Genomic DNA, 21,192 nt, shown 5'->3' on the forward strand with positions numbered 1-21,192 from the left:
GTGACGTCCGCACCATCCGCCTGGGGCATCGGCCTGGCCACCGTCACCGCCGACGACCAGGTGCTCGACACCTGGTACCCGACCGGCAAGCTGGGCCTCGGCGAGCTGCCCCTGGTGCCCGGCGAGGACCAGGCCGACGTGCTCGACCTGCCACCGGGCGCGGTCGGCGAGCGGGCGCTGCCCGGCCTGCGTACCGTCGAGGTGACCACGGTGATCGGCTCGCTCGACGACCCGATCAAGGACGCGGCCGACGCGTACCTCCGGTTGCACCTGCTCTCCCACCGCCTGGTGCGGCCCAACGAGCTGAACCTCGACGGCGTCTTCGGCAAGCTGGCCAACGTGGCCTGGACCTCGGCCGGGCCGTGCCCGCCGGAGCGGGTGGACGAGCTGCGGGTGATCGAGCGGGCCGCCGGCCGCCACCTAGTCGTGCACGGGGTGGACAAGTTCCCCCGGATGACCGACTACGTGGTGCCGGGCGGGGTGCGGATCGCCGACGCGGACCGGGTCCGGCTCGGTGCGCACCTGGCCGCCGGCACCACGGTCATGCACGAGGGCTTCGTCAACTTCAACGCCGGCACGCTGGGCACCTCGATGGTCGAGGGGCGGATCGTGCAGGGTGTGGTGGTCGGTGACGGCTCCGACATCGGCGGCGGCGCCTCGATCATGGGCACGCTGTCCGGAGGCGGCAAGGACCGGGTCCGGATCGGCGAGCGGAGCCTGGTCGGCGCGAACGCGGGCGTCGGCATCTCGCTCGGCGACGACTGCGTGGTGGAGGCCGGCTGCTACATCACCGCGGCCTCCAAGATCACTCTCCCGGACGGCCGGGTGGTCAAGGCCCGCGAGCTGTCCGGCGTGGACGGGCTGCTGTTCTGGCGCAACTCGGTGACCGGCGCGCTGGAGGCGAGGCCGCGCACCGGCCGGGGCATCGAGCTGAACGCCGCCCTGCACGCCAACGACTGAGTGGTCCCCGTCCGGGTCCGTGGCGCGACCGCCACGGACCCGGACGGCCGGGCTCACCGCAGGCGGTACGCCTGGATGATCCGCTGGGTGACCGTGTTGCCGGCGTCGTCGCGGGCCGAGGCCCGCAGCGACACGTAGCCGGGACCGGTCGGGTGCACGACGGTCGCCGTCCACCCGCCGCCCTGCTTCTTCAGGGGCGCCTTCCGCCACGTCTTCCCGCCGTCGTAGGAGACGTCGACGGTGAGCGCCGCGACGGTGCCGGCCGGTGCGCCGGGCTGGCGCTGCACCGCCACCGGGACGGTGAACGGCCGGCCGGCCGGCGCGGTGCCGTCCGCCGTGAGCGACGGGGTGAACCGGACCGCCATCGCCGGCAACCGGGCCGGTTGCTCGCCCGGCACCCGCTTCGAGCGGAACGTCCAGCTCGCCGAGACCTCGGTGCCGAGGTCGGTGAAGGAACGCTTGGCGACGGTGTCCAGCCGGTAGTTCGCGAGCCCCGGAGGCACCTCGAACTCGCCGTACCCGGGCGCGGCGACCTCGCCGACCAGCTTGCCGTTGCGGTAGAGCGCGGTGCGTTCGGTGTCGTTGAGCGAACCGCCGCCGTGCCCGGCCGCGTCGCTGTGCATCGGCAGGGAGACCAGGACGGTGTCACCGGTGCGGGTGATGCCCTGCTCGGGCCAGCGCGGCGGCGGGAAGGACGGCCCGAACGGCGCGGCGTTCCACGTCTCGGCGTAGCTGTGGCCGGCCCGGTAGCGGGTCGGTCCGGACTCCAGCACCGCCTGCACATCGAGCCAACCGTCCTCGGTCCGCCTGCCGAGGTCCAGCTCGGCACTCCAGCGGGTCCGGACGGTGCTGAAGTGCTCGATCCGCTTGCCCGGCACCGGAACGGGCAGGCCGACCGCCGAGCCGCCCATGTTGTAGTCGGGCTCCGGGAAGATGATCCGTTCGGTGTCCCCGGTGTAGCCGGCCGCGAACCGGTTCGTGACGTGGGCCAGGTCGCCCGGCTGGTAGTGCCGGATGAAGCCGGTCGGGAACCGGCCGGGGAACATGTCGTTCAGGGCGTAGAAGTAGGGGCTGCGTTCCGGCGCCTTCGGGTCGGCCCACTGGCTGGCCAGCGCGCCGACGAAGACCTTGTCGGAGACGGTGCGACCGAGCTGGGCCGAGTAGAGGCCGTCGAAGCGGTCGGTCCAGAGCCCGAAGCTGGCGTAGTAGTCGCCGAAGCTCCAGGCGGCGGTGAAGTCGATCAACAGGGGGGCCGCGCCGCGCTGCGGCACGGTGGTGCGGACCGGCTTCGCCCGCCGGGCGTCCAGGGTGAGCCGCTGGTTCCCGCTCACCACCAACTCCGGCTGGGTGAGCATGGAGATCTCCGTCCAGCGCTCCCCGTCGGACACGAAGAGCAGGCTCTGCACGCCGTACCGGCCCTTGGGCACCCGGATCGTGGTCTCGCCTTCGGCGTCGAACAGGTCCCAGGTCGCGCCGTCGTCGAGCCCGATCAGCGTGGTGTAGAAGTCACCGGTGAGCGCGCCCGCCCGGTCGCGGTGGGTGAGCGTCAGGTCGTAGCTCTCCACCTCCCGGTTGACCGCCAGCGGGGTGACCGCGACGGTGTCGCCGGACCGGGCGGTCAGCCGGCCGGTCCAGTACCCGTCCGCGCCGCCGAGCCGGGTGTCCACCACGACGGTGACCTGGCCGGTGCCACCGGCCGGGACGGTCAGCCGGGAGGCGCTGAGGGTGAGCATCCCGGCCGGCGCGGACCGCCCGCCCGGGCCGGTGAACCCGGCGCTCAGCTCCAGCGTGAGCGGGGCGGCGCCGTCGTTACGGTAGGTGACGGTCCGGCTGATCGGCTTGTCGTCGGCGTGCGGCCAGACCGCGACGCCGAACGAGACCGAGGACGGTTCGCTTGTCACCTGCTCGGTGATCGCGTGGGCCACGTCGACCCGACCGGCGCCCTGCTGGAACGCGGTCTGCTCCGGGTGCGGCCGGGCCGAGGCCATCAGCGTGGCCTTGTAGCGGCCGGCGTTCCAGCCCGGGTGCTGCTGGGCGATCAGCGCCACCGCGCCGGCCACGTGCGGGGTCGCCATCGAGGTGCCGGAGAGGGAGACGTACCGGTCCCCCACCGGGTCGCCGATCTGGCCGTGCGCGGCGCGGGCGGCCACGATGTCCACGCCCGGCGCGGTGATGTCCGGCTTGATCGCCCCGTCGCCGGCCCGCGGCCCGCGGCTGGAGAAGTCGGCCAGGTCGTCGTCGCGGTCGACGGCGCCGACCGACAGCGCGGCGTCGGCGGTGGACGGCGAGCCGACCGAGCCGTCGGCGCCGTCGTTGCCGGCGGCGACCACGAAGAGCGAGCCGGTCTGCGCGGTGAGCGACTCGACCGCCTGCTCCAACGGGTCGACCTCCGGGGTGTCGAAGCCCCCGAGGCTCATGTTGATCACCGTCGCGTGCTGCTCGGCCGCGGCCCACTGCATGCCGGCCAGGATCGCCGACTCGGTGCAGCCGAACTCCTCACAGACCTTCCCGGACAGCAGCGTGGCGTCCGGGGCGACGCCCCGGTACTTCCCGCCGGAGGCGGCGCCGCTGCCCGCGATGATCGAGGCGACGTGGGTGCCGTGCCCGACGATGTCGTCCGGGTCGGCCTCCTCGCTGAAGTTGCGCGACTCGGCGACCTTGCCGGCCAGGTCCGGGTGGGTGAGGTCGACGCCGGTGTCGAGCACCGCGACCTTCACGCCCTTGCCGGTGTATCCGGCGGCCCACGCGGCCGGCGCGCCGATCTGCGGCACGCTGTGGTCCAGCGCCAGCCGCCGCCGCCCGTCCAGCCAGATCCGGTCGACACCCCCCGCCGCGTCGAGCCGGGCGCCGGAGCGGTCCGCGGCGACCGCCCGCCAGAGCGGGCCGGTGTCGGCCTTGGTCGCGGTGACCGCCGCGCCGCCGATCGCCGGCAGGTCGCGGATCACCCGGGTGCCGGCGAGCGGGGCCGCCGCCCGCCGGGCCACCCCCGGGCGGTACGACACCAGCAGCGGCACGGTGTCGCGGTGCGCGTCGTCGTAGCCGGCCGCGATCAGGCCGGTGACGTCGAACAGTCGCCGGTCGAGCCGGCCGGAACGGATCAGCGCCAACGCGTCCTGGGGGATCACGCTGAGGCCGTTGTGCTCGCGGCGGACCACGAACTGGAGCCCGGCGCGACCGGCGCCGGGGCGGACCGCGGCGCGACCGCCGGCGGCGACGGTGACCTGGTCACCGGTGATCAGGGTGACGGTGGCCGGTCGGGTCGACGAACCGGTCGGGGCGGGGGTACCGGTCGGGGCCGCCGACGTGGCGGCGTGGGCGGGCACGGGTAGGCCGAACGCCAGGCCCAGGGTCAGGCCGAGCGCGGCCAGTCTGCTGCGGTTCCGGGGCAACCTTTCCTCCTCGGTGAGGCGTCTCATCGACAGAAGACACATCGATGCGGGTTATCAGAATTGCATACCGGGTATGCAATCGGAAGTCGCCTATCCGACCGAACCGGTTCCCCTCGGACGACCGAACCGGGGATGATCCACCGATGAGCGCCATGAGGGACCGAATGCTGGCCGGCGAGCTGTACCTCGCCGACGACCCCGCGATCGTCGCCGACCTGGACCGCGCCGCCCGACTCACCGAACGCTTCAACCGCAGTGACGCCGACGACCCGCAGGGCCGCCTCGCCGCGCTGCGCGAACTGCTCGGCACGCTCGGCGAGGACGCCTGGGTCCGCCCCCCGTTCCACTGCGACTACGGCTTCCAGACCCACCTCGGGCCGCGCACCTTCGTCAACTTCAACGCGGTCTTCCTCGACGTCGCCCGGATCACCATCGGCGCCGACGTCCAGATCGGACCGAACGTGCAGCTCCTCACCGCCACCCACCCGGTGGAGCCGGAGGCGCGCCGGGCCAAGTGGGAGGCGGCGAAGCCGATCACCATCGGCGACAACGTCTGGCTCGGCGGCGGCGTGATCGTGCTCGCCGGCGTGACCATCGGTGAGAACACGGTGGTCGGCGCCGGCGCGGTGGTGACCCGGGACCTGCCGCCGAACGTGGTGGCGGTGGGTAACCCGGCCCGGCCGGTCAAACCGGTGACCTGACCCCTGAGCTGCCGAAACAACCCCTCGGGGGGATGCGGATTCCCGAATCAGCGTGCACTCTGGGTAGTGAGATGCTCACTCTGGGGAGGCCCCCATGGAGCGCGTGCTGGAGCTACGGGTGCACGGGGTGTCCAACACCCCGCCGGATCAACTGCTGGGCCTCGACCCCGGACCGGGTGGTGACGGTCCCCAACCGGAGCTGGTCGCCGGCGGACAGGTGACCGGTTTCTACCGTTCCACCCGGTCCGCCCCGGACGACCCGATCAGCGTCGAGGCGTACAGCTGGGGGAAGTTGACCTCCGGCGCGCGGACCCGGCGGGACATCGAACGCGCGCTCTGGACGCTGCTGCTGCCCTTCGCGCTGGCGAACGTCGCGCTGCACGCCCGGGCCGGCATCCCGGCGGACCCGGACCGGGAGCGGTGGGCCAGCCGCTCCGGCATCACCGCCTGGCTCATCCGGCTGTTCTGCCTCAGCCTGACCTGCACCCTGGTCATCGCCGTGACCGGGATCGGCGTCGACCTCATCGGCTGGCAGTGCGTGGGCCGCGAGTGCCTGGGCCAGCTTCCCGGCCCGTGGGAGTTCCTCGGCAACGCCTGGTGGCGCCGGGACACCCGGGCGCTGGCCCTCGGGCTGCTGCTGCCGCTGCTCGTGCTGGGCGCGATCGGGCTGGTCGCCTGGCGCACCTACCAGTACGAGGCGGAGATGCCGGCCGAGCCCCGCGCCCGCCCGGACCGGGCCGAACCGCCGGAACCGCTGGAGAACCCGTTGCAGGACCCGACGTTCTGGAACGGGGAGGGGCAACTGCGCCGCGCCGCGGTGCTGCACCTGTGCACCGGGGCGGTCACCGCCGCCGCCGTGCCGGTCGCCGCGGTGCTGCTGATGGACCCGCCGCGCGGGCTGCGGGCCGCGGTCGCCTGGCCGACCGTGGTGCTGTTCGTCGCCGTGGTGACGATCGCCGTGGTCGCGGTCGGTCGCCCCTGGCTGACCCGTCGCCAGGGCGCCACCCCACTCGGCCGGTGGAGCATCGCGGTGGCGGTGCTCACCGCGCTCGGGCTGGTCGGCACGTTCGTCCTCCTCCTGCTCCCGGACGGGCCGGCCGGCCGGCCACTGGCGACGTACCGGCCACCGGTCGGCTGCCCGGCGGTCCCGGACCTCGCCGGCTGCCGCGCCGCCCACCCGTTGCCCGGCTACCAGACCGCGCTCGCCTGGCTCGTCACCTACCAGGTGCTGCTGCTGGTCGCCATCGGCGCGGCGAACCGCTCCGGGCGGCGGGCCCTGGCCGGGCCGGGCGCCGCCGCCGTGCTGCTGCCGCTCGGCTTGGTCTGGGTCGAACGCGGACTGCCCGGTCTGCCGGCCGCGCCGGCCGGGCTGCACACCTGGATGCTCGTCGGCCCGGCCATCGCGCTGGCCATCGCCGGGCTGCTCATGCCGCGCCTGCGGCCCGCCGTGCCGACCCAGCCGCTCGGCGCGTACACCGGGCTCGCCTGGCACGGGTGCGCGCCGGCGGTCATCGCCGGGTTCGGCTGGATGATGGCGGTCGCGTACTACGCCGGGTTGCTCTACTGGGTCAGTGAGCGGCTCGACGGTCCGGTCGACCCCGCCGGCCCCGGGCGCGTGGTGCCGCCGCTCGCCGTCTTCTGGGCCGGGCTGGCCTGCGTCATCGGGCTGCTCATCCTGCTCGGGCTGCTGGTCCGCGCCGCGTACCTGCTGCACCGGCTGCGCCGCGCCGAGTACGCGCGACTGACCTCCGCCGACGGCCTCTCCGCGCACGACCTGCGCCGCTGCCGCGACGTCAGCACCTACCGGGCGCTGCACCGCCTGGTGGGCGAGCACGCGGTTCGACTGATCGGCTGGTTCGCGGCCGGCGCCGCGCTCCTGATCATCCTGTGCTGCGCCGCCGCGCTCTCCGGTCACCGGCCCAGCCCGCTCTCCCCGGCCGGGTGGCAGACCGCGATCCACTGGGCCGCCGAACTCGGCGACGCGGTGCTCGGCTGGCTGCCGGTGGTGACGAGCGCGCTCGGGCTGATGGTCTACCGCACCGACTCGGTCCGCCGCTCGGTCGGCGTGGTCTGGGACGTGTGCACGTTCTGGCCGCGGGCCGCACACCCGCTCGCCCCGCCCAGCTACGCCGAACGCGCCGTACCGGAACTCCAGACCCGGGTCGCCGGGCTGTTGGCGCTGCCGCCCCACCACCCGGACCGGATGGACGGCGTGATCCTCTCCGGGCACAGCCAGGGCACCGTCATCTGCGCCGCGGTGCTGCTGCACCTGCCCCGCCGGTGGCGGCGGCGGACCTGGTTCTTCTCCTACGGCTGCCAGCTCACCCGGCTCTACGGCCGGGTCTTCCCGTCCTACTTCGGGCCGGAGCGGCTGCGCACGCTGGCCCGGGCGGTCACCTGGCCCGGCGGCCACGTCGCCTGGACGAACTTCTGGCGGGACACCGACCCGCTCGGCTGGCAGGTCAGCGCCGGGCAGCGGGACGTGGCGGTGGCCGACCCGGAGGCGCTGCACCCGACCGGCGGCGAGGTGGCCGACCCGCCGATCCGCAGCCACAGCGGGTACCCGGAGGCGGTCGAGTTCACCCGCGAACGAGCCGTGGTGGCCCGCCTGCTGCGCCGGAGCGTGCCGTCACCCCGGCCCGGCGTCGGCTGACAGCACGGTCCGCCGTCGTCACTCGACCGGCGTCACGCCGGCGGCGGTTCGGCCAGCCGGACCACCAGGTCGGCGTGCCCGGCCGTGCCGGCGACCAGCCGGGCGTTCTCCTCGTCGCTGCCGAGCGCCCAGGCACGGGCCTGTTCCGCGGACTTCCCGTACGCCTGGTGCCGGGCGGTGAGGCGGCGCAGCCGCAGCTCGGCGTCCAGGTCGAGGAACCAGGCCTGGTGCAGCAGCGAGCGCACCTCCTCCCACGGGTCGTCCCGCAGCAGTAGGTAGTTGCCCTCGGTGACCACCAGCCGCACCTCGGGCGGCACCTCGATCGCCCCGGCGACCGGTTCCTCCAGGTCGCGGCGGAACTCCGGCGCCCACACCGAGGTCGGCTCCAGCCGCCGCAACCGGCGCAGCGTGGCGACGAAGCCGTTGACGTCGAACGTGTCCGGCGCGCCCTTGCGTGCCGCCCGGCCCAGCCGCTGCAACGCCGACCCGGCCAGGTGGAAGCCGTCCATCGGCACCAGCCGGGCGGTCGGGCCCACCTCGGCGACGATCCGCTCCGCCAGCGTGGACTTGCCCACGCCGGGCGCACCGGCGATACCGAGCAGTTGTCGCGGGCCGTCCCCGGCGAGCGTCCGCGCCCGGGCGACCAGCTCGGCCAGTGGCAACACCTGGGCCGTCGGCATCAGCCGAGCACCGGGTCGCTGATGGTGAACCGTGCCTCGACCGCCGCGTGCACCGGCTGCGGCGCGGGATCCAGCTCCAGCTCCGGCACGGACTCGCCGGACCGGGCGTACGCCGCCTTGGCCAGCATCGGCGGGGCCGCGGTCAGGCCGGTGTCGGCCAGCTCCCGCAGCGCGGTGACCCGGGCGCCGAGGGCCTCCGCGTACTCCCGGGCCCGGGCCAGCGCGTCCGCGATCGCGGCGTGCCGCACCTCCCGGTACGCCGGGCTGTCCGGCCGCAGCGACCACACCGGACCGGCCACCTCGACCTGCTCGTGGTCGGCCAGGCGGAGCATCAGCTCGCCGAGCGCGCTGAAGTCGGTGACGGTGACCGTGGTGCTCACGCTGCCCTGGTAGGCCACCACCCGGTCGCCCGAGCGCCTGGTCACCGGCCAGACGTTGACCTGACCGGTCTCCCGCCGCGTGACCGTCGGCCCGGCGGCGTCGAGCAGCGCCCGCACCGCGGCGGCCCGCTCGGCCAGCCGGGTCAGCGTGGCCTCCCGATCGCGGTCCCGCACCGCCGCGGTCACCGTGAACCGGGCCAGCTCGGGAGCGACCTCCCGGTACGCCTCGCCGCGTACCGCCACGACCGGTGCGTCCGCCATGCCGCTCAGCCTAACGGCGGGGTGGCCGGCAGGTGCGCGGTGTACCCGACCGCGCCGTCCGTCACCCGGCACCCGGTCAGGTGACCGCCCGCCGCGCCCAGCTCCCGCAGGTAGGCCAGCTCGCCGGCGTGGTCCGCGGCGGCCGGGAACTCCCGGCGGTGCGTGCCGAACTCCCGGCCGCGCAGCGCGGCGCGCGCCGCCCGCCCCTCGGCCAGCCGGCCGGCCAGCGCCTCGGCGTCCCCGGCCCGCAACGCGGCGGTCAGCTCGGTCAGGAAGTCACCGACGCCGGTCAGCTCGGCGAGCACCCGGTCCCGGTTGCCGAGCAGCATGTTCGCGGTCCGCTCGGGCGGCCCCCCGGCGACCCGGGTGCCGTCGGAGAAGCTGCCGGCGGCCAGCGCCAGCACCGCGTCCCGCAGCGCCGAGCGTTGCACCGTGCCGGCCAGCGCGCCGGCGAGCACGTGCGGCACGTGGGACGCGAGCGCGGCGGCGGCGTCGTGCTCCGGCGCGGACATCGGCACCACCCGGGCGTGGAAGACGTCGACGAGCAGCGCGGCCAGCCGCCGGAACGCGGTCAGCCCGGTGGGCCCCGGGCAGAGCACCCAGGCCGCGCCGTCGAGCAGTTCCGGGCCGGCCGCGCCGAGCCCGGCCCGGTCCGCGCCGGCCATCGGGTGACCCGGCACGAAGCGGTGCCCGAGCCCCTGCGCGGTCGCGGCGGTGGCCACCTCCGCCTTGACGCTGCCCACGTCCGTGAGCACGCACCGGTCGTCGGTGGCGGCGGCCACCCGGGCCAGCGTGGTGGGCAGCGTGGGCAGCGGGCCGCAGACGAACACCACGTCCCGGCCGGCCACCGCCTCCTCGACGGTCCCGGCGACCGCGACGCCCCGCTCGCGTAGCTGCCCCCGGACGGCCGGATCCGGATCCCAGCCGGCGACGGCGAGCCCGGTGTCGCGGAGCCGGAGCAGGATCGAGCCGCCGATCAGCCCGGTGCCGACCACCGCCGCGCGTGCCAGCCCGCCCGCCTCGCCCACCATCGGTGCACCTCGGGTCCGCGTCGTCGGCGGAGCCCGGGTGGCCCCGCGGGAAGTCCCGCCGAGGATATCGCCAGGCACGCCGGCGGGGCGCACGGTGTCAAGCGGGGCCCTCGCCTGACGGAAACGTTGGGTGGGGGCCCCGCCTCTACCGGAAGCGTTAAGCGGGGGCCCCGCCTTCCAAGCGGGCGGTTACCGCGTCGACGTGTGCGTCGGACTCGGTCAGGGCCACCCGGACGTGTCGGGCGCCGGCCGGGCCGTAGAAGACGCCGGCGGCCACCAGGATGCCCCGCCGGGCCAACCAGTCGACCGTGTCCCAGCAGTCCTCGTCGCGGGTCAGCCAGAGGTAGAGCCCGGCCTCGGAGTGCTCGACCGTGAAGCCGGCGCCGGTGAACGCGGCCCGCAGCTTCTCCCGCCGCAGCCGGTAGCGCTCCCGCTGGGCGTCGGCGTGCGCCTGGTCGCCGAGCGCGGCCACCATCGCGGCCTGCACCGGTGCCGGCACGATCATTCCGGCGTGCTTCCGCACCTTGAGCAGCTCGGCCACCAGCGCCGGGTCACCGGCCACGAACCCGGCCCGGTAGCCGGCCAGGTTGGAGCGCTTGGAGAGCGAGTGCACCGCCAGCACGCCCGCGTAGTCCCCGCCGCACACCTGCGGGGACAGCACCGAGACGGGCTCGGCGTCCCAGCCCAGCGGCAGGTAGCACTCGTCGCTGGCGACCACCGCGCCGCGTTCCCGGGCCCACTCGACCACCTTGCGCAGGTGGGCGGCGGGCAGCACCCGCCCGGTCGGGTTGCCCGGCGAGTTCACCCAGACCAGGCGGACCCGGGGGTCCGGGCCGAGCGCGGTCAACGAATCGCTGCGCACCGTCGTGGCGCCCGCCAGCCGGGCCCCGTCCTCGTACGTCGGGTACGCGACGGTCGGCACCACGACCACGTCACCGGGGCCGAGCCCGAGCAGCGTCGGCAGCCAGGCCACCAGCTCCTTGGAGCCGATGGTCGGCAGCACACCCAAACCGTCGACGCCCGCGCCGCAGGCCCGGGCCACCCAGGCCGCGATCGCGTCCCGCAGGGCGGGCGTGCCCGCGGTCAGCGGGTAGCCGGGCGCGTCCGACGCGTCGGCCAGCGCCTGCCGGATCAGCGGTGGCACCGGGTCGACAGGCGTACCCATGGAGAGGTTGATGAGACCGTCCGGGTGCGCCGCGGCCGTGGTGGCCGCGGCGTCCAGCGTGTCCCAGGTGAACTCGGGCAGCCGTGCCGAAACCGGCGCGGACCGGCTCAGTGGTCCTCGCCGCGCGGCGGCTGCGCGGCGACGAAGGTGGCGTCCTTCTCCACCTTGCCGATCTTGGAGGCGCCCCCGGGCGAGCCCAGGTCCTCGAAGAACTCGTAGTTCGCGCCGGTGTAGTCCTTCCACTGCTCCGGCACGTCGTCCTCGTAGAAGATCGCTTCCACCGGGCAGACCGGCTCGCAGGCCCCACAGTCGACGCACTCGTCGGGGTGGATGTAGAGCATCCGGTTGCCCTCGTAGATGCAGTCGACCGGGCACTCCTCGATGCATGCCTTGTCGAGCACATCCACGCACGGCTCGGCGATGATGTAGGTCACCGGTCTTCTCCTCCGCAAGACTCGTCGCGATCATCCGCAACGGTAAGAGCCTAGTATCTCGCCGGGGAGGAGGTCGATCGTGCTCCGACAGCAGGATGTGGGACACCGGATCGTAGTCCGCCGGATCGTGGGGATCCGGGAGGGCCGGCCGCTGTTCTCCGACGCGCTCGGCGAGCTGGTCGAGCTGAGCGAGACGCACATTACGCTGGTCACAGCCGGTGGCCCGCTCCGCGTGCCGGTCGGTGAGGTGCACCGGGCGAAGCGGGTGCCACCGGCTCGCCGGCCGACCGCCGTCGCCGTGGTCGACCTGGAAAGCGCAAGCGATGAGGCGTGGCCGGCCCCGGTTCGCGGCCGGCTCGGCGACTGGCGGCTGCGTTCCGCGGCCGGTTGGACCGGCCGGGCGAACAGCGCGCTCCCGATCGGCGACCCCGACCGGCCGCTGCCGGCGGCCCTGGACGCGGTGCAGCGCTGGTACGCCGACCTCGGCCAGCCGGCCCTGGTGAACACGCCGCTGCCGCTGGCCGCCCCGGTCGGCGCGGAACTCGACGCACGCGGCTGGACGTCCCGCCCGCCGGTGCTGGTGCAGACCGTGCCGCTCACCACCCTGACCGCCCCGCCGCCCACCGCCGCCGGTGGCGCTGGCCGTCGCCGACCTGCCGCCGGTGGCGCTGGCCGGCGCGCCCACCGACGACTGGCTGGCGATCGCCGCCGACCGCAAGGGCGGGCTCCCGGAGGCCGCGCGGCACGTGCTCACCGCCGTGGACCGGATCCGCTTCGCCGAGCTACGGGTGGACGGCCGACTGCTCGCGGTGGGGCGCGGCACCGTCACCGGCGGGGGGCGGTGGCTCGGCGTGAGCCTGCTCGAAGTGCTGCCGGAGGCCCGCCGGCGCGGGTACGCCGCCGCGGTCGTCCGCGCCCTGGCCGGCTGGGCCACGGCCGAGGGGGCCACCCGGGCGTTCCTTCAGGTCGAGCAGCGCAACGTCGGCGCGGTGGCGCTCTACCACCGGCTCGGCTTCACCACCCACCACACCTACCTGACCCGGGTGGCGCCCTGACGTCAGCGGCGGACGATCCGGCGGGGCCGGGACGCCTTCAACTCGGCGTACCGCTTGAGCTGGCGGGAGCGGAAGTCACGGCCCAGCGCGGTGAGCGTCAGGTAGCCGACCAGCACCCCGGCCGCGGTGGCCGCGAGGTAGAGCCAGATCTGGGCGAAGAACAGGCCGGCGCCCCCGCCGAACGGGTTCTCCCCGACCAGCAGCGGGCCGACGAAGACGGTCAGCGCCAGCGCCGCCACCACCGCGACGGCCAGGTCACCGGCCCAATGCCCGACCGGCCGGCCGGCGCCCCAACGGAACGACACGCCGGCCAGGATGAGACCGATCGCCAGGAACATCACCAGCGAGACCCGGCTGGCGGCGGTGTCGTCGTCCGGGAAGGCGAACTTGATGACCAGCCGGGCCACCACGTTGACCGCGAACAACGCGGCCGTCAGCACCCCGATCGCACGCCACCGCTGACCCATCGCACGCCTCCCGCACGTACCGCCCGCCCCGGCGGCGAGCCTCTGGCAGGAATGTCTACCACCGCCGGCTGTGCGGCGTCAGCACCTCAGCGGTCCACCGGCGGCGGCGTCACCACGTGCCGGAAGCCGAGCACCGCGAAGGTGACCGCACCGGAGACGATCAACGCCAGGCCGAGCACGTTGTCGCCGGCGAGCGCCAGATCGCCCTCGGTGGTCCGGAACCCGCCCACGACGATCACCAGGAACCACGGCAACGCGGCCAGCGCCACCCCCCACCGGCTGCCCGTCGACAGGTGCGCGAACCAGCCCAGCAGCACCGTCGACGCCGCCACCGCGGCGATCCCGGCGACCGCCAGGCCGATGCCGACGAGCGCCTGCGTACCCCCGGACCGGCCCTGCACCGCCGCCCAGGCCCAGGTGGCGAAGATCAGATCGAGCAGCGCGAACAGCGCGCCGGCCCAGACCGACACCACGCCGCCGGCCACCCGCAGCGCGCGGTCCAGCGCCCGCTCCACCGCGCTGGGCGGTGCGGGCGGCTGCTGCTCCGGAAGGACCGACACGGGCGCGGCGGACGACGTCACCGGAGACCGGCCGCGACCGGGGCGCGGTCCGACCCGTCCAGCGCCAGCCCGGCGAAGAGGTCGTCCTCCCAGCCGTACCGGCCGCCGCCGGGCCCCTTCTCGCCGACCGCGAGCGTGAAGTACTCCACCCCCATGAACTCGGCGCCGAAGTTGCCGGCGATCGCGTAGAGCCAGGAGTCGGCCGGGATCTGCGTGGCGTGGGCGCGCATCGCCGCCTCCTTGGCGGGGTGCTGCTCGGTGGCGTCCACCCGCGCGGCGATCTGCGCGTCCGGCGTGCCGAACGGCAGCTCGTCGGCGCTGGAGATGCCGGCGAAGGGATTGTCCGACGACTCGGTGAACGTCTCCAGGCCGGCGTCGAGCACGCTGCGCGGCATGGCCGTCCAGTAGACCTTCGCCGGGGCGGTCCCCTCGGCCGCCGCCAGCTCCACCGCCCGCATCGTCACCCGGTGCGCCTGGATGTGGTCGGGATGGCCGTAGAAGCCGTTCGGGTCGTACGTGACCACGACCTGGGGGCGGACCTCGCGGATCACCTCCAGCAGGTGCCCGGCGGCGGCGTCCAGGTCGGCCCCCCAGAACGCCCGTGGGTGCTCGTTGGTGGGCATCCCCATCATCCCGGAGTCGCGGTAGCGACCCGCGCCGCCGAGGAACCGGTGGTCGGTGACGCCGAGCGCGGCACAGGCCGCGGTCAGCTCGCCGATGCGGTAGCCGCCGAGCTGGTCGGCCTCGGCCGCGGCGAGCCCGGCCAGCGCCGGCACGTGGATCTCGCCCTCCTCACCGAGCGTGCAGGTCACCAGCGTGACGTGGGCGCCGGCGGCGGCGTAGTGCGCCATCGTCGCGCCGGTGCCGATCGACTCGTCGTCGGGATGCGCGTGGACCAGCAGCAGGCGTCGGTCGGGCAGCGTCGTCACGCCCGTCACTCTAACCGGCGGTCCTGCCCGTCCGACGGTCATGCGTCCGCCCAGGTCGGCCACATCATGCCCGGTGCCCGCCTACGATCTGCAGGCGTGGACTTTCCCGAGCTGGCCGCCCGTACCCGTCGGTTCAGCCTGGGGGCGCCGCGCGCCGTGACCGTGGCCGGTGACGGCTCCCGGGTGCTCTTCCTGCGTTCCGCGGGCCCGGAGGACCCGGCCGACGCGCTCTGGCTGCTCGACGTCGACACCGGCGAGGAACGCCTGGTCGCCGACCCGGCGGTGCTGCTCGGCACGGACGCGGAGCCGGCCCGACCGGCCCCCGGCGAGCGGGCGCTGCGCGAGCGGATGCGGCTCAGCGCCGGCGGCATCGGCGGGTACGCGCTGGACGCGACCGGCCGGGTGGCCGCGTTCGCGCTGGCCGGGCGACTGTTCCGGGCCGACCTGCGGCACGGCGACGTGGTCGAGGTGGCCACCGTCGGGCCGGTGATCGATCCGCGTCCGGACCCGACCGGCGAGCGGCTGGCCTACGTCACCGACGCCGCCGAAGGCGTCCGCCGGGGGCAGCTCCGGGTGGTCGAGCCGGACGGCACTGACAACCTGCTCGCCGGCGAGGACAGCGGCGTGACCTGGGGGCTGGCCGAGCACATCGCGGCCGAGGAGTTCCACCGGTACCGGGGCTACTGGTGGGCCCCGGACGGACGCGCGGTGCTGGCCGCCCGGGTCGACGAGTCCCGCCTGCCCCGGTGGTACCTGCACGACCCGGCCGACCCGGCGACCCCGCCGACGTCGCTGGCGTACCCGGTGGCGGGTGGCCCGAACGCGGAGGTCAGCCTGCACCTGCTCGACCTCGACGGCGGCTGGGTCGACGTGCACTGGGACCGGGAGACCTACCCCTACCTGAGCGCGGTGGAGTGGGCGGACGGCGGGCCGCTGATCACGGTGCTGCGCCGCTCCCAGCAGCACGGGCTGGTGCTCGCGGTGGACCCGCGCACCGGGGAGACGCAGGTGCACGCCGAGCTGGCCGACCCGCGCTGGGTGGAACCGGTCCCGGGCACCCCGGCGCACCTGCCCGACGGGCGGGTGCTGGTCGGCGGCGAGCTGGCCCACGACGGGTACGACGCCCGCTGCCTGTTCGCCGACGGCACGCTGCTGACCCCGCCCTCGCTGTACGTGCGGCGGGTGGTCGGGCGGCTGCCGGCCGGCCCCGACACCGCGGCCGACCTGCTGGTCGAGGCGAGTGAGGGCGAACCGAGCCAACGGCACCTCTACCGGGTGCGGACCACCATCGGCGGCGGGATGGACGCCCGCCGGATGGGCAGCGACCCGGGTTGGCACACCGCCGCCATCGGCGGGGCCACGCTGGCGGTGGGGACCGCCTCGCTGGAGTACGCCGGGGTCCGCTGGCGGGTGTGGCACGGCGACCGCGAGGTGGGTGAGCTGCGCTCACTGGCCGCCACCTGCTCGTACGCGCCGCGTCCGACGCTGGTGCGGGTGACCGACCGGCGGCTGCCCAGCGCGGTGCTCTACCCGGCCGAGCACGTCAAGGGCACCCGGCTGCCGGTGCTGGTGGACGTCTACGGCGGGCCGGGCCACCAGGAGGTGGTCGCGGCGCGCGGCGCCTGGCTGGAGCGGCAGTGGTGGGCCGAGCAGGGCTTCGCGGTGGTGACGGTGGACAACCGGGGCACGCCCGGCATCGCGCCGTCGTTCGAGAAGGCGATCCACCGCCGGGTGGCGGACGTGATCCTGACCGACCAGGTGGACGCGCTGACCGCGCTCGCCGGTAAACACCCCGACCTGGATTTGGACCGGGTGGCGGTACGGGGCTGGTCGTTCGGCGGCTGGCTCGCCGGCCTGGCGGTGCTGCGCCACCCGGAGCTGTTCAAGTGCGCGATCGTGGGCGCGCCGGTCACCGACTGGGCGCTGTACGACACCGCGTACAGCGAGCGCTACCTGGGCATGCCGGAGGACGGCATGGACGTCTACGCGCACCACTCGCTCGTGGAGCTGGCCGCCGAGCCGCTCGGCGCCCCGGCCGACGCCCGGCCCATGCTGCTGGTGCACGGCCTGGTCGACGACAACGTGCTGGCCGCGCACACGCTGCGGCTCTCCGCCGCGCTGCTGGCCACCGGCCGCCCGCACGCGGTGCTGCCGCTGACCGGCGCGAGTCACCTGGCGGCGGACGGCGTCTCCGAGCGCCTGCTCCGCCTGGAGCTGGACTTCCTCCGCCGCTACCTGGTGTGAGGAGGGGCCCCCGGTTGACGCCTCAGGTGGAAAAGGCCCCCTCTCACACTCACGTGTGGAGAGGGGGCCCCTTCTTGTCCCAGGGTCGGCGGGCTACTGCTTGACGTACGCGTTGACGAAGCTCGGGTAGCCGAAGACGGAGGAGATGAAGACGCCGCCGGCCTTCGAGCCGTGCACGTTGTACGCCACGTCGACGTAGAGCGGCACCACCGGCGCGAACTCCTTCATGATCCGCTCGTCGAGCTTGCCCCACTCCGGGCCCTGCTCGGTCGGGGGCAGGGCCAGGATCCGGTCCATCTCGGCGTTGATCGCGTCGTCGTTGAAGTACGACGAGTTGCTGTTCCCCTCGGCCTTGATGGTGCGGCCGTCGTAGAGCACCGGCAGGATCGACGCGCCGCTGGGCCAGTCCGCGGCCCAGTTGCCGATGTAGAGGTCCCAGGGATTGTTCTTCTTCTTGACCTCGTCCAGCTTCGAGTCGTCCGGGATGTTCCGCACGGTGATCTTGAAGCCGGCGCGCTCCAGGTTGCCCTTGAGCTGGACCGCCTGCACCTGCTCGTTGGTGTTGTCCGCGACGCCGAGGACCAGCTCGGGCGTCTGGCCGCCCAGCAGCTCCTTCGCCTTCTCCAGGTTGCCGTTGGCGCCCGCCGGGTAGGCGTCGTACGCCTTGTAGCCGATGGTCGACGGCGGCATCAGCGTGGTGATCGGCTGGGCGACGGTCTGGCCGCCGAGCGCCTTGACCAGGCCCTCCCGGTCGATCGCGTAGTTGAGCGCCTGGCGGATCTTCAGGTCCTTGACCCGCTGCGTGTTGATAACGAGCTGGTTGGCGCTCGGCGTCGGGGACAGCAGCGTCCGGGTCTTCAGCGCCGGGTCACCGGCCACCTTCGCGACCAGCGAGGACGGCACGGTGTTGAAGGCCAACGCGCTCTGGTCGGCGCCGTTGTCGGCGATCACCCGGTTGTTCGCGGCGTCCGCGGTCGGGCCGAAGGTCCACACGAACTGGTCCGGGTACTGGTGGCGGACCGGGTCGGTCTTCGCGTCCCAGTTCGGGTTGCGGTCCAGCGTGAGCTGGACACCCACCTGGTTCTTGGCGATCTTGTAGGGGCCGGACGAGAACGGCTTCTGGTCCAGGTTGACGCCGGTGTCCTGCTCCGGCTTGAGCGGCGCGGTGGTCGGCAGCGAGACCGCGAACGGCAGGTCGCAGCGGGGCTTGGCGAACTCGAAGCGCAGCGTCTTGTCGTCCGGCGTGGTCAGGCCCGGCGGCAGCGACGTCTTGTTCTTCTTGAAGTCCCACTTGGTGTCGAACTGCGGGGTGTCGGCCAGCCACTCCTGGAGGTAGGTCGGGCCGCCGGTGAGGTCCGGGTCGAAGGACCGGGCGATGCCGTACGCGATCTCCTTGGCGGTGATCGGGCTGCCGTCCTCGAACTTCACCCCGTCCTTGATGGTGAATTCCCAGACCTTGCAGTCGTTGTTGACGTTCTTGCCCGGGGTCTCGGCCAGGTCGCCGACCAGCACCAGGCCGCCCTTGCCGTCGTCCTTCCAGGTGGTCAGGTAGCGCGCGAAGAGCGGGTTGGTCATCAGGCCGGCGAACGAGTACGTCCGCTGCGGGTCCAGGTGGGAGATGGGGGTCTCCCGGATGATGGTGAACGTGCCACCCTTGGCCGCGCCCTCCACCTCCGCCGCGGGCCCCTGGGAGTCCTTCGGGTCGGTCGCGATGACGCCGGTCTGCTGCCGGTTGCCGTCCACCTTGGTGCCTTCGCCCGTGTTCTCCGAGCAGGCACCCAGCCCCACCACCAGTGCGATGGCACCGCCGACGGCGGCCGCTGCACGTGGTCGCATCTCCTACCTCCTCCACCCGTACGCCTGGCGCATCGCCCGACGTCCCGAGGATCGTAAAGAAAAAAAACTACGAGTTGTGTAACAGTTCTCGATAAATTTCGTCGGCCCGGAGGCTCGACCCGGAGGCTCAGCCCAGCCGCACCCGGGGATCGATCACCGCGTAGAGCAGGTCCACCACCACGTTGGCCAGCACCACGAAGACCGCCGCGATCAGCACGGTCGCCATGATGGTCGGCAGGTCACCGGCGCGGACCGCGTCCACCGCCGTCCGGCCCATCCCGTTGAGCCCGAACGTCGTCTCGGTGATCACGGTGCCGCCCAGCGCCCCGCCCACGTCCAGGCCGGCGATGGTCACCACCGGCGTGATCGCGGCGCGGAGCGCGTGCCGCCCGTACACGGTCCGTTTGGCCAGGCCCTTGGCCCGCGCCGTGCGGACGAAGTCCTCGGACAACGTCTCCAGCATCTGTGCCCGGGACAGCCGGGCGTAGATGGCGGAGAAGAGGAAGGCCAGCGCCAACCAGGCCAGCACCAGGCCACTGCTCCACCTGAGCGGATCGTCGAACAGCGAGGTGTAGCTCGGCACCGGCAGCAGCCGCAGGTTGTAGACGAACACGATGAGCAGCACCGCGCCGACGAAGTAGAGCTGCAACGAGGCGCCGGTCAGCGAGAAGCCGATCGCCGCCCGGTCCAGCCAGCTTCCCCGGCGCAGCGCCGAGACCATGCCCAGGCCGACGCCGAGCAGCAGCCACAGGACCGCCGCCGGGATGACGATGCTCAGCGTCACCGGCAGCACCCGGGCGATGGTGTCCGAGACCGCCTCGTTGGAGACGTACGACCAGCCGAGACAGGGCGCGTCGCACCGGCCGCCCTGGGCGCTGCCCAGGTCCCGCCCGGTGACGATGCCCTTCATGTAACCGGCGTACTGGCTGATCAGCGGGTCGCGCAGGCCCAACTCCTGGCGGACCCGCTCCAGCCGCTCGGGGTTGCAGTTCTTCGGGCACATGCCGGTCACCGGGTCACGCGGCAGGGCGAAGAACATCAGGAAGCTGAGCACGCTGACCGCGAAGAGCGTGAGCGCGGCGGACAGCAGCCGGCGGATGAGGAAACGCGTCATGGGCCGGCCTCCTACCGGGACGACTTCGGGTCGAGCGCGTCACGCAGCGCGTCGCCGAAGAGGTTGAAGGCGAACACGAGCGCGAAGATCGTGATGCCGGGGAAGAAGACGTACGCCGGGTCGGTCTGGAGGTAGTCGAGGCTGCGGTAGATCATCCGCCCGAAGCTCGGCGTCTCGTCCGTCAGCCCGACGCCGATGAACGACAGCGCCGCCTCGCTGGTGATGTACTGCGGGACCGCCAGCGAGAAGGCGACCAGGATCGGCGCCCAGACGTTCGGCAGCAACTGGCGGAACAGCATGTGCCCCAGCCCGGCGCCGCTGGCGCGCGCCGCCTCCACGAACTCCCGCTCGCGCAGCGCGATGATCTGGCCCCGGACCAGCCGGGCCGTGCTGGTCCAGCCGAACAGCGCGAAGATCGCGATGAGCACCCCGATCTGGAAGTACGCCGGCACGGCCTCCCGCTGGCCGTAGAAGCGCAACGCCACGGTCGGCATCAGCGCCAGCGCGATGATCAAAAACGGCATGGCCAGCGTCAGGTCGGTGATCCAGTTGATCACCGAGTCGAGCCAGCCGCCCAGGTAGCCGGCCAGGGTGCCCAGGGTCACGCCGATCGCGGCGGTCAGCACGGCCGCGGCGAACGCGATGAACAGCGACGTGCGCAGTCCGTGCACCATCCGGATGAAGATGTCGCGACCGAGACCGGGCTCCAGCCCGAACCAGTGCTCACCGGTGACGCCGCCGGCATAGCCCAGCGGCATGCCGTAGCCGTCGAGGCGGCTCTGGAACTGCTCCTTCGGCCCCACCCCGTACAGCGCCTCGATCAGCGGCACGGCCAGCGCGACAAGCACGAAGAAAACGAGCAGTCCGCCGCTGACCAGGGCGGTGCGGTCGCGGCGCAGCCGCGCCAGGGCGAGCTGGCCCGGCGAGCGGCCGACGAACTCCTCGTCCCGCCGCTCACCGCCGTCGGCGGACGTCTCGATCTCGGCGAGGGCCACGCCCTCGACCGGGGACAGACTCATTCCGTCACCTCCTGCGCGTCTGCGGCGCCGGCGACGCCGACCGCCACCGGACCCGCCTCCGGGTAGTGGCAGGCGGTGAGTTGGGTGCCGCCGTCGCGGGTGGTCAGTGCGGGTGTGTCGGTGGCGCAGCGGTCGGTGGCTTTCCAGCAGCGGGTGCGGAAGCGGCAGCCCGATGGTGGGTTGAGGGGGGTGGGGACGTCGCCGGTGAGGCGGATGCGCCCGGCGGGGCCGAGGGTGGTGACGTCCGGGATGGCCGACAGCAGCGCCCGGGTGTAGGGGTGCTGCGGCCGGGTGTAGATGGCGTCGCGGTCGCC

General features: G+C 73.8%; 17 protein-coding genes and 1 pseudogene. 5 read left to right on the plus strand and 13 right to left on the minus strand.

The window, feature by feature from the left end; all coding sequences use genetic code 11:
• The gene (gene dapD, locus ACIA6B_RS31080) at positions 1–960 is read left to right on the plus strand and encodes a 2,3,4,5-tetrahydropyridine-2,6-dicarboxylate N-succinyltransferase (protein WP_396778830.1); all 960 of its coding nucleotides are present in this window, start codon (positions 1–3) and stop codon (positions 958–960) included.
• Positions 961–1,013: 53 nt separating this feature from the next.
• Here the strand turns inward: dapD and ACIA6B_RS31085 are convergent, their stop codons facing one another.
• A complete protein-coding gene (locus ACIA6B_RS31085; protein WP_396778832.1) occupies positions 1,014–4,376 on the minus strand; it encodes a S8 family serine peptidase in 3,363 nt (1,120 codons plus the stop codon).
• A 116-nt stretch (positions 4,377–4,492) separates the two neighbouring features.
• On the opposite strand from ACIA6B_RS31085, the gene ACIA6B_RS31090 reads away from it, so the two are divergent.
• Entirely contained in the window at positions 4,493–5,050 is a 558-nt protein-coding gene (locus ACIA6B_RS31090; protein WP_396778834.1) for a sugar O-acetyltransferase, read from the plus strand.
• 94 nt (positions 5,051–5,144) lie between these two features.
• Entirely contained in the window at positions 5,145–7,703 is a 2,559-nt protein-coding gene (locus ACIA6B_RS31095) for a hypothetical protein (RefSeq protein ID WP_396778836.1), read from the plus strand.
• A 32-nt stretch (positions 7,704–7,735) separates the two neighbouring features.
• On the opposite strand, the gene ACIA6B_RS31100 is transcribed toward ACIA6B_RS31095, so the two are convergent.
• The 5 genes from ACIA6B_RS31100 to fdxA form a co-directional block, all read right to left on the minus strand.
• Positions 7,736–8,383, minus strand: a complete 648-nt coding sequence (locus ACIA6B_RS31100) for a nucleoside/nucleotide kinase family protein (protein WP_396778838.1) — start codon at positions 8,381–8,383, stop codon at positions 7,736–7,738.
• The gene (locus tag ACIA6B_RS31105) at positions 8,383–9,024 is read right to left on the minus strand and encodes an SIMPL domain-containing protein (RefSeq protein ID WP_396778840.1); all 642 of its coding nucleotides are present in this window, start codon (positions 9,022–9,024) and stop codon (positions 8,383–8,385) included. Before ACIA6B_RS31105 ends, ACIA6B_RS31100 begins: the two co-directional genes overlap by 1 nt.
• A 5-nt stretch (positions 9,025–9,029) precedes the next feature.
• Positions 9,030–10,055 (minus strand): prephenate dehydrogenase, encoded by a 1,026-nt coding sequence (locus ACIA6B_RS31110; protein ID WP_396778842.1) that lies wholly within the window; start codon positions 10,053–10,055, stop codon positions 9,030–9,032.
• 157 nt (positions 10,056–10,212) lie between these two features.
• Positions 10,213–11,331 carry a succinyldiaminopimelate transaminase gene (dapC, locus tag ACIA6B_RS31115; RefSeq protein ID WP_396778863.1) on the minus strand — a complete coding sequence of 373 codons (1,119 nt, stop codon included), beginning with the start codon at positions 11,329–11,331 and terminating at the stop codon, positions 10,213–10,215.
• Complete coding sequence (gene fdxA / locus ACIA6B_RS31120) at positions 11,328–11,654, minus strand: ferredoxin (protein ID WP_107077162.1); 327 nt, start codon at positions 11,652–11,654, stop codon at positions 11,328–11,330. Before fdxA ends, dapC begins: the two co-directional genes overlap by 4 nt.
• A gap of 79 nt (positions 11,655–11,733) precedes the next feature.
• On the opposite strand from fdxA, the pseudogene ACIA6B_RS31125 reads away from it, so the two are divergent.
• A pseudogene (locus ACIA6B_RS31125) lies at positions 11,734–12,709 on the plus strand (GNAT family N-acetyltransferase).
• 2 nt (positions 12,710–12,711) lie between these two features.
• Here the strand turns inward: ACIA6B_RS31125 and ACIA6B_RS31130 are convergent.
• The 3 genes from ACIA6B_RS31130 to mshB all read right to left on the minus strand — a co-directional run bounded on the left by ACIA6B_RS31130 (position 12,712) and on the right by mshB (position 14,674).
• Positions 12,712–13,176: a hypothetical protein gene (locus ACIA6B_RS31130; protein ID WP_396778844.1), complete on the minus strand. Its 465-nt coding sequence runs from the start codon at positions 13,174–13,176 to the stop codon at positions 12,712–12,714.
• An 86-nt stretch (positions 13,177–13,262) separates the two neighbouring features.
• The gene (locus ACIA6B_RS31135; RefSeq protein WP_396778846.1) at positions 13,263–13,736 is read right to left on the minus strand and encodes a hypothetical protein; all 474 of its coding nucleotides are present in this window, start codon (positions 13,734–13,736) and stop codon (positions 13,263–13,265) included.
• Between the two features lie 17 nt (positions 13,737–13,753).
• Positions 13,754–14,674 (minus strand): N-acetyl-1-D-myo-inositol-2-amino-2-deoxy-alpha-D-glucopyranoside deacetylase, encoded by a 921-nt coding sequence (gene mshB / locus ACIA6B_RS31140; RefSeq protein ID WP_396778848.1) that lies wholly within the window; start codon positions 14,672–14,674, stop codon positions 13,754–13,756.
• A gap of 87 nt (positions 14,675–14,761) precedes the next feature.
• Here mshB and ACIA6B_RS31145 point away from each other — a divergent pair, with 87 nt between their 5' ends.
• Complete coding sequence (locus ACIA6B_RS31145; protein WP_396778850.1) at positions 14,762–16,909, plus strand: prolyl oligopeptidase family serine peptidase; 2,148 nt, start codon at positions 14,762–14,764, stop codon at positions 16,907–16,909.
• Positions 16,910–17,002: 93 nt separating this feature from the next.
• On the opposite strand, the gene ACIA6B_RS31150 is transcribed toward ACIA6B_RS31145, so the two are convergent.
• The 4 genes from ACIA6B_RS31150 to ACIA6B_RS31165 all read right to left on the minus strand — a co-directional run.
• Positions 17,003–18,745 (minus strand): ABC transporter substrate-binding protein, encoded by a 1,743-nt coding sequence (locus ACIA6B_RS31150; protein WP_396778852.1) that lies wholly within the window; start codon positions 18,743–18,745, stop codon positions 17,003–17,005.
• 127 nt (positions 18,746–18,872) lie between these two features.
• A complete protein-coding gene (locus ACIA6B_RS31155) occupies positions 18,873–19,859 on the minus strand; it encodes an ABC transporter permease (RefSeq protein ID WP_396778854.1) in 987 nt (328 codons plus the stop codon).
• Between the two features lie 11 nt (positions 19,860–19,870).
• Positions 19,871–20,878, minus strand: coding sequence for an ABC transporter permease (locus ACIA6B_RS31160; RefSeq protein ID WP_396778856.1), 1,008 nt, complete (start codon positions 20,876–20,878; stop codon positions 19,871–19,873).
• Positions 20,875–21,192, minus strand: a 318-nt coding sequence (locus ACIA6B_RS31165) for an oligopeptide/dipeptide ABC transporter ATP-binding protein (RefSeq protein ID WP_396778857.1), incomplete at its 5' end; no start/stop codon positions are given. The genes ACIA6B_RS31160 and ACIA6B_RS31165, both read right to left, overlap by 4 nt.

It is taken from the genome of Micromonospora sp. NPDC051141, assembly GCF_044455765.1.
Lineage (GTDB): Bacteria > Actinomycetota > Actinomycetes > Mycobacteriales > Micromonosporaceae > Micromonospora.